Genomic DNA, 13,602 nt, shown 5'->3' with positions numbered 1-13,602 from the left:
TTTTTCTTTTCTTAGGTGTGTTTTTGCTCAAATTCACGCATGAAATCGACCAGTGCGATCACGCCCTCTATTGGCATAGCGTTATAGATACTTGCTCGCATGCCCCCGACAAAGCGGTGACCTTTTAATCCCAATAAGCCCTGTTGCTCTGCCGCTTTAAGAAAGTCGTCATCACGCTGCGGATCGGCGAGTAAAAAGGGTACGTTCATTTTTGACCGATAGTCAGGATGAACCGGGTTGCTGTAGAAGTCTGAACTGTCAATATAGTTATAGAGTAATTGCGCTTTACGGGCGTTAACCTGGCCCATGACTGCTACGCCGCCCTGTTCTTTTAACCACTCAAATACCAACCCGGAAAGGTACCAAGCCCAGGTATTTGGCGTGTTGTACATAGATTTGTCTTTGGCCTGAACTGTGTAGTCCATAATGGTCGAGGTTGTCCCTTGCGCGCGACCAAGCAGATCGTCCCGGACGATGGCGATAGCAAAACCTGAGGGTCCGATATTTTTCTGAGCACCAGCATAAATCAAGGCGTAACGCTCAACAGTAAGAGGCTCTGAGAGGATGTTGGAGGACATATCGGCCACAACTGGCGCTGTGACCTGCGCTGGAATCTCATGCAGCGCGACACCATCCACGGTTTCGTTTGGACAGTAGTGGAAGTAAGCCGCGTCCGCACTCAGCTGCCAGTCTTCTGCAGCAGCAATGGCGCGACCTTGTTCGGTATCCACGGCGGCGCCCACAACATTAACCTTGCTGACAAACTTCTGCGCTTCGCGAATAGCAAACTCTGACCAGACGCCACTATTGAGGTAATCGACAGTATCATTCGCCCCGGCAATATTCTGGGGAACAGCGCTAAACTGACCGCGACCACCGCCATGCATAAACAGCACCTGGTAATGATCAGGAATCGTCATTAAATCACGTAAGTCCTGCTCAGCTTTGAGTGCCATTTGCACAAAAGCTGGATCCCGGTGACTGATTTCCATCACCGAGATACCACTGCCCCGCCAACTCCTAAGCTCTTCTTGCGCACGTTCCAATACCGCACGCGGTAACATCGCAGGTCCAGCAGAAAAATTATACGGGGCCGTCATTGTGCTTAATTACTCCTCGTTACTATCGTCCGCTGGTGTCTGCGTCGCATCTTCACCTGCGTTTTCAGCAGTGTCTTCGACGTCTAACTCGATGTCGTCAAGTTCGTCTTCGTCGAGTTCGTCGATACGCTGCATACCAACGACTTTCTCGTCGGCACCGGTTCGGATTAAACGCACACCTTGCGTGTTTCGACCGACGGTTGAAACTTCACTCACACGCGTCCGCACCAGGGTACCTTTATTACTGATCAGCATGATCTGATTGGCATCCACCACTTCCATCGCGCCGACCACAGCCCCATTACGTTCACTTACCTTAATGGAGACAACACCTTTAGTGGCACGGCTCTTCGCCGGGTAGTCGGTAATCGGGGTACGTTTACCAAAGCCATTTTCAGTCACCGTCAGAATGGTCGGGACTTCTTCCTCAATGGTACGCGGCACAATCAGTGACACCACGCGTTGGCCTTCTTCCAGACGGATACCACGTACACCGGTAGCGGTACGACCCATAGAGCGTACCTGGTCTTCGCTAAAGCGCACCACTTTGCCAGCATCAGAGAATAACATCACTTCGTCACCCGCCGAGGTCATATCAACGCCAATCAGCTCATCACCGTCATTCAGATTCAGGGCAATGATGCCGCCTGAACGAGGGCGTGAATAATCCACCATTGGAGTTTTCTTGACCGTGCCGTTTTTGGTCGCCATCAGAATGAATTTATCGTCCGGATAATCACGCGTTGGCAAAATTGCGGTGATCCGCTCGTCAGCTTCCAGTGGCAGCAGATTAACAATAGGTCGGCCTCGCGAGGCGCGACTTGCTAACGGCAACTGATAGACCTTCATCCAGTAGATCCGACCACGGGTTGAGAAACACAAAATCGTATCGTGAGTATTGGCCACCCACAGCCGCTCGATGAAGTCTTCGTCTTTCATCTTCGTTGCTGCTTTGCCTTTACCACCGCGGCGTTGGGCTTCGTACTCGGTTAATGGCTGATACTTCACATAACCATGATGTGACAAGGTCACGACAACATCTTCTTCATTGATCAAATCTTCCATGGAGATGTCGTGCGCTGCGGCAGTAATTTCCGTGCGCCGTGGGTCACCATAATCCAGTTTGATCTTCTCCAGCTCTTCACGGATAACTTCCATCAGACGCGCAGAGTTGTTCAAAATCAGTAACAGTTCTTCGATTTGGCTGAGCAGGTTCTTATACTCTTCCAGAATCTTTTCATGCTCAAGACCTGTCAGCTTATGCAGACGTAAGTCAAGAATGGCCTGCGCCTGCTCTTCAGTCAGGTGATACTGACCGTCTCGAATCCCGTACTCCGGGGCAAGATGATCGGGCCGCGCGGCATCAACACCAGCGCGTTCAAGCATGTTCGCAACATCACCCAAGATCCAGGCGCGGCTGACTAACCCTGCCTTCGCTTCAGCGGCGGTCTGGGAGCGACGAATCAATTCGATAACATCATCGATATTCGCCAGTGCAATCGCCAGGCCTTCAAGGATATGCGCACGTTCACGCGCCTTCCGCAGCTCGTAGACCGAGCGACGGGTGACCACTTCCCGACGGTGCAGGATAAAGCAATCAATCATGTCACGCAGGTTAAACAGGCGTGGCTGGTTCTTATCCAGAGCCACCATGTTAATACCAAACACCACTTGCATCTGGGTGTTGGCATACAGATGGTTCAATACCACTTCACCGACTTCGCCACGTTTCAGCTCAATCACAATCCGCATACCGTCTTTATCAGACTCATCGCGCAGACCGCTGATGCCTTCCAGGCGTTTTTCTTTGACCAGCTCGGCGATCTTTTCAATCAGCCGGGCTTTATTCACTTGGTAGGGAATTTCATTAACAATAATGGCTTCACGGCCATTCGAGTCGGTTTCAATTTCCGCTTTCGCGCGCAAATGAATACGACCGCGACCGGTGCGGTAGGCTTCAACGATACCCGCGCGACCAGAAATTGATGCTGCGGTAGGAAAGTCAGGCCCCGGGATGAACTCCATCAGTTCGTCGGTGGTGATGTCAGGGTTTTCAATCATGGCTAAGCAGCCATCAATGACCTCACCGAGGTTATGCGGTGGTATGTTGGTTGCCATACCAACAGCAATACCTGAGGAGCCATTCACCAACAGATTCGGCACCCGCGTTGGCAGTACATCTGGAATTTGCTCAGTGCCATCGTAGTTCGGCACGAAGTCGACGGTTTCTTTGTCGAGATCGGAAAGTAATTCGCTGGCAATTTTTGCCATTCGAATTTCGGTGTAACGCATGGCTGCCGCTGAGTCACCGTCAACAGAACCAAAGTTACCCTGCCCGTCTACCAACATGTAGCGTAATGAGAAGGGTTGCGCCATACGTACGATAGTGTCGTAAACAGCGCTATCACCGTGCGGGTGATACTTACCAATTACGTCACCGACGATACGGGCGGACTTTTTATAAGGCTTGTTGAAATCATTGCGCAATTCGTTCATCGCAAACAAGACACGGCGGTGAACCGGTTTTAACCCATCGCGCACGTCCGGTAGTGCACGGCCAACAATGACGCTCATTGCATAATCGAGGTAGGAACTTTTCAGCTCGTCTTCGATATTGACTGGAACGACTTCTCTGGCGAGATCACTCATAGTTATATCCCTAAACGCTCAATCTTTCTTATAGTTGTCTTAGTAGCAGCATTGTACCCTTAGCGCTGCACTCTCGCATCCTTTTTTCCGACGCTTTTTCGGCGCCGGTTGCTTCACCTCGACTTTTTTTAATTCGAGAGCTCCAGTACACTGTACCGAGTTTTTTCAATAAGCAGAAGTACTATGCAGCAATCAAATAATGTCGATCCAAAAGAAATAGAGAAATTTGGTGCCCTGGCGTCGCGCTGGTGGGATCCCGAAGGCGAATTTAAACCGTTGCACCAGATTAATCCGCTGCGGGTGGACTTTATTCAACGTCAGGCTGATGGCGTCTATGGCAAACAGGTTCTGGACATTGGTTGCGGGGGCGGCCTGGTCACCGAAGCTCTCGCTCGTGAGGGAGCGCAGGTAACAGGTATTGATCTGGCTGAGCAATCCCTGCAAGTTGCAAAACTGCATGCGTTGGAGAGTCAGCTTAGCATCGACTATCACTGTATTGCTGCTGAAGAGTTTGCCAGGCAGCATCCGCAACGCTTCGATGTCGTTACCTGTTTAGAAATGCTTGAGCACGTGCCCGACCCGGCAAGTATTGTGCAAGCAGCTGCGACTCTGGTAAAACCCGGCGGAACTTTGGTTTTCTCAACCCTCAACCGTAATCTGAAATCATGGTTGCTGGGAATTGTGGCTGCCGAATATGTGCTGCGCTGGGTTCCCAAAGGGACGCACGAACACGCGAAATTTATTCAGCCCGCAGAATTACTGCGCATGACTGATGCTGCAGGTGCACAAGCCAAAGCGATCACCGGCATCCATTATTCACCCTTGCGGGGCTTTTACCTGGATAACAGTAACGTTGACGTTAACTACATCGTTGCTTTGCGCAAAGATGGTTGAAACATGACCAAACACAAGATTAAAGCAGTACTTTTTGATCTAGACGGCACCTTGCTCGATACCGCCGCCGATATGGGAACAGCCCTTAATCAGGTGCTTGCGGACGAAGGCCGTGAGCCGGTCGCACTGGAAGTTGCCAAGACGCTGGCATCGCACGGCTCGCGTGGCCTGCTCGAGCATGCTTACGGAGCTGAGTTTCATGCTCGTAAAAGTGAATTACGCAAAGCCTTTCTGATGCACTATGCCAATGCCATCGCCGTGCAAACCAAGCTTTTCCCCGGCGTTGATGAACTCTTGCAGCAGCTTAACGCCAGCAAAATAGCCGTCGCCATTGTCACCAATAAACCCAAAGCACTGACCGAGCAGCTGATTCCCTATTATCCGGAGCTGGCCGCCATTGATATAAGAGTCAGCGGCGATACCCTGGCGGTGGCAAAGCCACACCCGGATCCCATTTTGCATGCGTCAACAGCACTGGGGCTGGACGCCAGGCACTGTTGGTATGTCGGCGATGCGCAGCGAGATATCGAAGCCGGACGCGCGGCCGGTATGCAAACGGTCCTGGCGCGCTACGGCTATATTGGCGCGGAAGACTATCCGGAGAACTGGGCTGCTGATTACGAAATACAGCAACCCTTGGAATTACTCGAACATCTCCACCGTTACCACATTTAGTGGTTGCCGGTACTTTCAGCGCTAGATGTTGTGTACACCACTAAAATCAAGCCTTAGAGTTTTGCTCTATTAAGAAGAGATTTAAAAGAGCAAAAAGTTATTTAAAAATATTTATTTTGGCTTGCAATCGCTAAACCATTAGAACCGCAAGACTTTCAGGCATGAGAGTGCTCAGGCACTGAAATCACCACTTTAAATTTCATCAAATCACGCTTGATCCCTTAGCGATAAGTGCTAGCATACGATTATCAATCCCAACCCAAGATATTGTGTAATTTTCACACAGAATGCCTATTCGACACTATATCTTGTGGTTTGCAACTAAAAACATAACGATAAAATTGGTGGGTGCGCCGCATGAATCAAAAGCTTTTTGTTACCAAGCGTAGTGGTGAACGGGAACCGCTGGATTTGGATAAAATCCATCGCGTGATCAGTTGGGCTGCTGAAGGCCTTGATAACGTGTCTGTTTCTGAAGTCGAAATCAAGTCACGTATTCAATTCTACGATGGCATCAAGACCGAAGACATTCACGAAACCATCATTAAAGCTGCTGCAGATTTGATTTCTGAAGACGCTCCGGACTACCAGTACCTGGCTGCCCGCCTCGCGGTATTCCATCTGCGCAAACTTGCTTACGGTGAATTTGAGCCGCCCCACCTGTATGACCAGGTCACATCGATGGTGAACAGTGGCCATTACGATGAGCATTTACTAAGCGATTACAGTAAAGAAGACTTCGAGCAAATGAATGCGTTTATCGATCATTCACGTGACCTCAATTTCTCCTACGCAGCAATCAAGCAGCTTGAAGGCAAGTACCTAGTGCAAAACCGGGTGACCGGTGAAATCTTTGAAAGTGCGCAGTTTTTGTATGTTCTGGTGGCAGCTTGTCTGTTCGCGAACTACCCAAAAGACACGCGCCTGGAATACGTGAAGCGTTTTTACGACGCGACGTCGTTATTTAAGATTTCATTGCCGACGCCGATCATGTCAGGCGTACGCACACCCACCCGTCAGTTCAGCTCCTGTGTGTTGATTGAAGCCGGTGACAGCCTCGATTCCATTAACGCCACAGCGAGTGCCATCGTTAAGTATGTGTCACAGCGCGCTGGGATCGGTGTGAATGCCGGCCGCATCCGCGCCTTAGGCAGCCCGATTCGTGGTGGAGAGGCTTTCCATACAGGTTGCATCCCGTTCTATAAATATTTCCAGACAGCGGTGAAAAGCTGCTCGCAAGGCGGTGTTCGAGGCGGCGCAGCCACCCTCTTTTACCCGCTTTGGCATCTTGAGGTTGAAAGTCTGCTGGTTCTGAAAAACAACCGTGGCGTAGAAGAAAACCGCGTCCGCCATCTGGATTACGGGGTTCAGTTTAACCGCCTGATGTATACCCGACTGGTCAAAGACGATTACATCACTCTGTTCAGCCCCTCGGATACCCCGGGTCTGTATGATGCTTTCTTTGCTGATCAGGCGGAGTTCGAGCGCTTGTACGTGCAATATGAAAACGATGATTCGATTCGTAAAAAACGTATCAAAGCACTGGAGTTGTTTGGTTTGTTTATGCAGGAGCGTGCCAGTACCGGCCGTATTTACCTGCAAAACGTGGACCACTGCAACACCCACAGCCCGTTCGACCCTAAGGTTGCCCCCATTCGTCAGAGCAACTTGTGTTTAGAAATTGCCTTGCCAACCAAGCCGCTGGCTCATGTTAACGATGAGGAAGGTGAAATCGCACTGTGCACGCTGTCCGCCTTCAACCTCGGCGCCATCAAGTCGCTTGACGATCTTGAAGAATTGGCTGATTTAGCCGTTCGTGCGCTCGATAGTTTATTGGATTATCAGGAGTACCCGGTACCTGCGGCACGCAACGCGACCATGGGACGACGTACTCTGGGCATCGGCGTCATCAACTTCGCCTACTACCTGGCGAAAAACGGTGTCCGCTACTCAGACGGTTCTGCCAATGGCCTGGTGCATCGTACTTTTGAAGCCATTCAGTACTATTTGATGAAAGCGTCAGTCAATCTCGCCAAAGAAATGGGTGCTTGCCCTAAATTTAACGAGACCACTTATTCTCAAGGCGTCATGCCAATTGACACCTACAAAAAAGATTTAGATGCGGTGTGTTCAGAAGGCCTCCAGTTGGACTGGGATAAGTTACGCGCGGACGTCAAACAATACGGTATGCGTAACTCGACTCTGTCAGCTTTAATGCCGTCAGAAACATCGTCACAGATTTCCAATGCGACCAATGGTATTGAACCACCGCGTGGCCATATCAGTATTAAAGCATCGAAAGATGGTGTGACCAAGCAAGTCGTACCTGATTATGAAAACCTGAAAGACGCTTACGAACTGTTGTGGACCATTCCAAATAACAAAGGCTATTTGGAACTGGTAGGGATCATGCAGAAGTTTGTCGACCAAACCATCTCGGCAAACACCAACTACGACCCCAGCAAGTTTGAAGGCGGCAAAGTTTCCATGAAACAGCTGCTGCAAGATTTACTTTATGCATACAAGCTCGGTGTGAAGACCTTGTACTATCACAACACCCGTGACGGTGCCTCGGACAACCAGGTCGATTTACGCGACAAAATTGATGCCAAGCAACGTGAGCAGGAAAATCAGCAAGCAACGGTAGACGTCATTGAAGAAGAAGATGACGACTGTGCCGGCGGTGCATGTAAAATCTAATAACAAGGCGCTAAATTAATGAGTTATTCGACGTTTAACAAGAACCAGATTAATCCGTTGCAGGAACCGATGTTCTTCGGAAATTCGGTCAACGTAGCGCGTTATGATCAGCAAAAACATAGTGTTTTTGAAAAACTCATCGAGAAACAAATCAGCTTTTTCTGGCGTCCGGAAGAAGTTGACGTGAGTCGCGACCGGGTCGACTTTCAGAACCTGACCGAAAGTGAAAAACACATTTTCATTTCAAATCTGAAATATCAGACCTTGCTGGATTCTGTTCAGGGCCGGAGTCCCAACATCGCCCTGCTCCCTATTGTCTCCATCCCGGAGCTGGAAACCTGGATTGAAACCTGGTCGTTCTTTGAGACGATCCACTCTCGCTCGTACACGCACATCTTGCGTAACCTGTTTACCGATCCGAGTCAGGTGTTTGAAGATATCGTCATTAACGAAGAGATCCAGAAGCGTGCCAACGATATCTCCAAATATTACGACGACCTTATTTTCTACACGCAGCTGTGGCAAACCCATGGCGAAGGTGAAATTGAAGTTGACGGCGAAGTTCATAATGTCACCATGCGCGAGCTGAAAAAGAAGCTGTTTCTTTGCATCAACTCTGTAAACGCGCTGGAAGCGATTCGCTTTTACGTCAGTTTTGCCTGCACCTTTGCCTTCGCAGAACGTGATTTGATGGAAGGTAATTCGAAAATCATCCGCCTGATCGCCCGTGATGAGAACCTGCATCTGGTCTCTACTCAGAACATCCTGAACTTGTGGCAGTACGGTAAAGATGACCCTGAAATGAAGGAAATCGCTGAAGAACTGCGGGACGAAGCTCTGGCAATCTTTATGAAGGCCGTCGAACAGGAAAAAGAATGGGCGCATTATTTGTTCCAGCACGGTTCAATGATAGGTCTGAACGAAGAAATCCTTTGCCAGTATGTGGAGTACATCGCGAACATGCGCATGGAAGCCATTGGTTTTGACGCACCTTTCAAGCAACGTAATAATCCGTTGCCCTGGATGAACAAATATCTTGTCTCTGACAACGTCCAGGTTGCACCGCAGGAAGCAGAAATCACCTCGTACTTAGTTGGTCAAATCGATAGCTCCGTGAGCGCATCTGATTTAGGGGATTTCGAGCTGTAACTGCTATGAGCAACACCTTCAAAGTCCGCGTCAACGGTCAGCACGAGCTGACCGTTGACCCATCGGAAGGCTCTTCTTTGCTGGAAGCGATGGAGGCCGCTGGTCTCGAAACCCGCTATCACTGTCGCGACGGATTTTGCGGTGCCTGCCGTACCCAGGTCAAGACAGGTACTATCGCCTACATTAACGAGCCTCTGGCCATTGTGCGCCCGGGAGATTGTCTGGCGTGCTGCTGTGTCCCTACCTCCGATTTAGATATCGATCACTAATCGCTTCAATCGATTACCCCGATAGAGCACGATCATTGGCCATCAGCGCACTTCTCAGGCAAAATAGTGCCAAGTTAAATGATTAAACTATGTGGGAGTAAACATGTTTACAGTAATTTTTGGCCGTCCTGGCTGCCCTTTCTGTGTCCGTGCCAAGCAAATTGCAGAAAAACTGGTTGAAGATCGTGACGATTTTGAATTTCGTTACATCGACATGCACGAAGAAGGTATCAGCAAAGCTGATCTGGAAAAAACCGTCGGTGCACCGGTGTTGACCGTGCCGCAGATCTTTATCGATGAAAAACACATCGGTGGCTGCACAGAGTTTGAAGCTTACGCACGCGAAAACTTAGACCTTTACGCAGCCTAAGTTTTCAGCGCGGCAAGTGCTTGTTGAACCCGCTTTTCCGATATCGGATAGCGGGTTCCTAGTTTCTGGGCAAAGAAACTTACCCGCAACTCCTCCAGCATCCAACGTAATTCTACCAAAGGCTCCGGCAAGGACTGTCCTTTAGGCCACTTGGCTTTCAGTTCTTTGTAGGCTGCGGTTAGCTTTTGCAAGGTAAGCAAATGCAGACGATCCCGATTCGGATCCACTGGCAATTTCTCCAGCCGTTGCTCAATGGCTTTCAAGTAGCGCTCAATGTCCGCCAATCGTTGTGCTCCGGCGGCGCTGACAAAGCCTGGGTACACCAGTTCATCCAGTTGCTCTTTAATGTCTGCGTGGGCCTGAATTTGGTCAAGGGCCACGGACCCTTTCAATTGCTTACGAATCTTCTGCGAGCGCACCAAACAAGGCTCCACCTGGCGTGCAATCGCTGTCACACGTTCATTCAGCTCGCCACGGGCCAGCTCTACTACCTGGCGGAACGCTGTTTCATTACGGATGGGTTGAGCAACAATAAATTCATCCAGAGCCGCAACAATGCAGTCTTCAATAAGCGCGTCGACCTTGCCCCAGGGATTGTAATACATGGCCAGCTTGGCCTTGTTCGACAGGCTCTGCTGCAGGTAGCGGACTGGCGACGGTAACTGCAACTGCAACAGCTTACGCAGGGCCAGCTGGTGCGAATACTGTGCCTGTTCCGGCTTGTCAAAAAGAGTTTCGCGAACGCCCTCTTTGCTCACTTCAAGTGCCGGATAAGCTTTGACAGAATAGCCCCGATGCTGGCGCTCGCGCAGCTCTGGCATAGTTCCAAATTGCCAGTCTGTGACTGCCCGCGCGGCAGGTTGCTCCGCAACGGCCTCCCGTAAGGCATGTTGAACTTTACCCTGTAAGCGCTGTTGCAAAGCCAGCAAATCACGACCGTCAGCAACGGAGTTTCCTTTTTCATCTTCGATGACAAAACGTAACTTGAGATAATCCGGAAGCTGTGCAGCATCCCAGGCATCTGCCGGTACCGTGACTCCACTCATGCGCCGTAACTTCTCGGTCAGAACTTCAAGCAAAGGACGCTTCAGTAGCGCCTCGGGGTCTTTTTCTTCAGCACAGCTTTGCAAAAACGCCTGCGCGTAATTCGGTGCCGGCACAAAATGACGCCGCCAGCTTTTAGGTAGAGATTTTATCCAATGCACCACCAGTTGCTCACGTAGTGCCGGTACCTGCCAATCGAACCCCTGCGGTTGCAGTTGATTCACCAAGGTTAAAGGTACATGCACAGCGACCCCATCAATAGGGTCATTGGGTTCAAAGTGATAGCTCAAAGGTAAGGTAACGTCGCCTTGTTGCCAGGTATCGGGGTAATCCAGCTCGGTCACGTGCCCCGCGTCCTGCGCCATCAAGTCGCCGCGGTCAAAATACAGTAGTTTTGGATCCTGTTTGGCTGCCTTATGCCACCAACCGGCAAGCAACTGTTCATTGTAGATTCCGGCAGGTACTTGCGCTTCATAGGCGTGAAACAATGCTTCGTCGTCCACCAGAATATCACGGCGCCTGGATTTATCTTCCAGCTCACGGATGTCTTCAATTAAGGCCAGGTTATGACGAATAAAAGGTAATTGCCGTTTCAGTGCGCCCGAAACTAAGCCATCGCGAATAAAGATTTCCCGGGCCGTTACCGGGTCTACGGGACCATATTGAACCCGGCGCCGCGGCACGATGATGAGACCATACAAGGTGACTTGCTCATCAGCGACCACTGAACCTGACTTTTTCGAAAAATGCGGTTCAAAATAGTTGTGTTTCACCAGGTGCCGGGCAGCAGGTTCAATCCACTCCGGCTCAATCCGCGCATTTACCCGGGCAAATAAACGACTGGTTTCCACCAGTTCCGCAGCCATGAGCCATTTGGGTGGCTTCTTAAACAGGCCAGAGCCTGGAAAGACGTAAAATTTACGGTTCCGCGCACCTAAAAACTCATGGCCTTCCTGCTTATTACCAAGATGGGACAGTAAACCGGTTAAGAGAGCACGATGCACCGCTTCAAAACTGGCTTGTTCTTGATTTATTTTGTACCCTAGGCCACGCACGGTCTGGCGGATCTGACTGTAAACATCCTGCCATTCGCGAACCCGCAAAAAGTGGATAAATTCAGATTTCAGTTGCTTACGGAACTGGCTCTTGGACAGCTCTCGCTGTCGTTCCTGCAAATAATTCCACAAGTTCAGGTAACCATTAAAATCGGAATCCTTATCGTGAAAGCGCTGGTGTAATTCATCCGCCTTTTGCCTGGCTTCTTGTGGCCGTTCACGCGGATCCTGGATACTTAAGGCCGCGGTAATCACCATCACTTCCTGAATGCAGCCAAATTCATTCGCTGCCAGCACCATGCGCGCCAGCCGCGGGTCAATCGGCAGTTGGGCCAACTGCCGACCGAGCGCGGTTAACTGTGGTCCTGAGGGCTGCCCTTTTTTACGCCGCTTAGCTTTGCCGGGCTGCAGGGCATGCAGTTCCTGCAGCAGATTCATGCCATCTTTGACAAAGCGCTCATCGGGCCGATCAATAAAGGGAAACTTGCGGATATCACCGAGCCGCGCCGACGTCATCTGCAGAATCACCGCAGCCAGATTAGTTCTTAATATTTCTGGTTCGGTGTACTCGGGCCGTTGCAGGAAGTCTTCTTCACTGTACAAACGGATACAGATACCCGGTGCCACCCGACCACAACGACCTAAACGCTGGTTGGCACTGGCCTGAGAGATCTTCTCAATCGGCAGGCGTTGCACTTTGGTGCGGTAACTGTAGCGGCTGATGCGTGCGGTCCCGGGATCAATGACATAGCGAATACCCGGCACAGTCAGTGAGGTTTCGGCAACATTGGTGGCAATGACGATGCGGCGCTGGCCATGACTTTGAAACACGCGGTTTTGTTCATTGGCGGACAACCTCGCGAATAACGGCAGCAGTTCGGTATTGGGTAAATCCAGTTCATTCAGTGCTTCTGCGAAATCGCGGATCTCCCTTTCACCAGAACCAAACACCAGAATGTCGCCAGAGGGTTCACGATACAGCTCTTGAACCGCGTCACACACGCCCTGAATCACATCACCACTATCGTCCTCTCCTTCCAGTGGTCGATAACGCGTCTCGACAGGATAGGTGCGCCCGCTTACGGAAATCACCGGGGCGTTATTAAAGTGCTTCGAAAAGCGTTCGGTTTCTATGGTCGCAGAGGTAATGACCAGCTTAAGATCTGGGCGTTTCGGCAGCAGACTCGCCAGCACGCCGAGCATAAAATCAATGTTCAGACTACGTTCATGGGCCTCGTCGATAATCAGCGCGTCGTACTTGCGCAACAGGCGATCGTTTTGTAACTCCGCCAGCAGCATACCGTCGGTCACCAGCTTAATTGAGGTCGTGGGTGCGGTCTGGTCCTGAAAGCGAACTTTATATCCCACTTTTTCACCCAAGGGCGTCTGCAACTCATCGGCAATGCGCTGCGCTACGCTACGCGCTGCCAGTCGACGTGGCTGCGTGTGACCGATCAAGGTCCCCTCATGCTGGCGGCCATAACCAAGTTCCAGCAACATTTTCGGTAACTGCGTGGTTTTACCTGAGCCCGTCTCGCCAGCGATGATAACCACCTGGTGGTTACGAATGGCGTTCTGGATCTCGGTTTTTGCTTGCACGACCGGTAAGTCGGCGGGGAAATGAATCGTCGTCTGCACGCCCTGTCCTGCATTTACATCAGCGGAAAGGCTAGAGTTTAACAGTGAAGCGCCGGCTT

General features: G+C 50.7%; 9 protein-coding genes. 6 read left to right on the top strand and 3 right to left on the bottom strand.

The annotated features are described in order from the left end of the window. Nucleotides 1-11: 11 nt before the first annotated feature. Nucleotides 12-1,100: a 3-phosphoserine/phosphohydroxythreonine transaminase gene (serC, locus tag J6J34_RS10670; RefSeq protein WP_301836213.1), complete on the bottom strand. Its 1,089-nt coding sequence runs from the start codon at nucleotides 1,098-1,100 to the stop codon at nucleotides 12-14. 9 nt (nucleotides 1,101-1,109) lie between these two features. Next, on the bottom strand, nucleotides 1,110-3,749 hold the full coding sequence (gene gyrA, locus J6J34_RS10665) for a DNA topoisomerase (ATP-hydrolyzing) subunit A (protein WP_301834182.1): 2,640 nt from the start codon (nucleotides 3,747-3,749) through the stop codon (nucleotides 1,110-1,112). Between the two features lie 183 nt (nucleotides 3,750-3,932). Here gyrA and ubiG point away from each other — a divergent pair, with 183 nt between their 5' ends. From ubiG to J6J34_RS10635, 6 genes are all read left to right on the top strand, one after another. Continuing rightward, on the top strand, nucleotides 3,933-4,643 hold the full coding sequence (gene ubiG, locus J6J34_RS10660; RefSeq protein ID WP_301720418.1) for a bifunctional 2-polyprenyl-6-hydroxyphenol methylase/3-demethylubiquinol 3-O-methyltransferase UbiG: 711 nt from the start codon (nucleotides 3,933-3,935) through the stop codon (nucleotides 4,641-4,643). Nucleotides 4,644-4,646: 3 nt separating this feature from the next. Beyond that, nucleotides 4,647-5,318, top strand: coding sequence for an HAD family hydrolase (locus J6J34_RS10655; protein ID WP_301774289.1), 672 nt, complete (start codon nucleotides 4,647-4,649; stop codon nucleotides 5,316-5,318). A gap of 357 nt (nucleotides 5,319-5,675) precedes the next feature. Further along, nucleotides 5,676-8,018 carry a class 1a ribonucleoside-diphosphate reductase subunit alpha gene (gene nrdA, locus J6J34_RS10650; protein ID WP_301774288.1) on the top strand — a complete coding sequence of 781 codons (2,343 nt, stop codon included), beginning with the start codon at nucleotides 5,676-5,678 and terminating at the stop codon, nucleotides 8,016-8,018. A gap of 18 nt (nucleotides 8,019-8,036) precedes the next feature. Next, a complete protein-coding gene (gene nrdB / locus J6J34_RS10645) occupies nucleotides 8,037-9,167 on the top strand; it encodes a class Ia ribonucleoside-diphosphate reductase subunit beta (RefSeq protein ID WP_301720422.1) in 1,131 nt (376 codons plus the stop codon). A gap of 5 nt (nucleotides 9,168-9,172) precedes the next feature. Further along, entirely contained in the window at nucleotides 9,173-9,436 is a 264-nt protein-coding gene (yfaE, locus tag J6J34_RS10640; protein ID WP_301774287.1) for a class I ribonucleotide reductase maintenance protein YfaE, read from the top strand. A 103-nt stretch (nucleotides 9,437-9,539) separates the two neighbouring features. Continuing rightward, nucleotides 9,540-9,806, top strand: coding sequence for a GrxA family glutaredoxin (locus J6J34_RS10635; RefSeq protein ID WP_301720424.1), 267 nt, complete (start codon nucleotides 9,540-9,542; stop codon nucleotides 9,804-9,806). Here J6J34_RS10635 and hrpA read toward each other — a convergent pair. Then, entirely contained in the window at nucleotides 9,803-13,588 is a 3,786-nt protein-coding gene (gene hrpA, locus J6J34_RS10630) for an ATP-dependent RNA helicase HrpA (protein WP_301899023.1), read from the bottom strand. The two genes, J6J34_RS10635 and hrpA, sit on opposite strands and share 4 nt — an antisense overlap. Nucleotides 13,589-13,602 lie beyond the last annotated feature (14 nt).

The organism is Pseudidiomarina terrestris (genome assembly GCF_030466405.1).
Lineage (GTDB): Bacteria > Pseudomonadota > Gammaproteobacteria > Enterobacterales > Alteromonadaceae > Pseudidiomarina > Pseudidiomarina terrestris.
The sequence above is the reverse complement of the archived record's forward strand: the minus strand, read 5'-3'. Positions and strand labels throughout refer to the sequence as shown.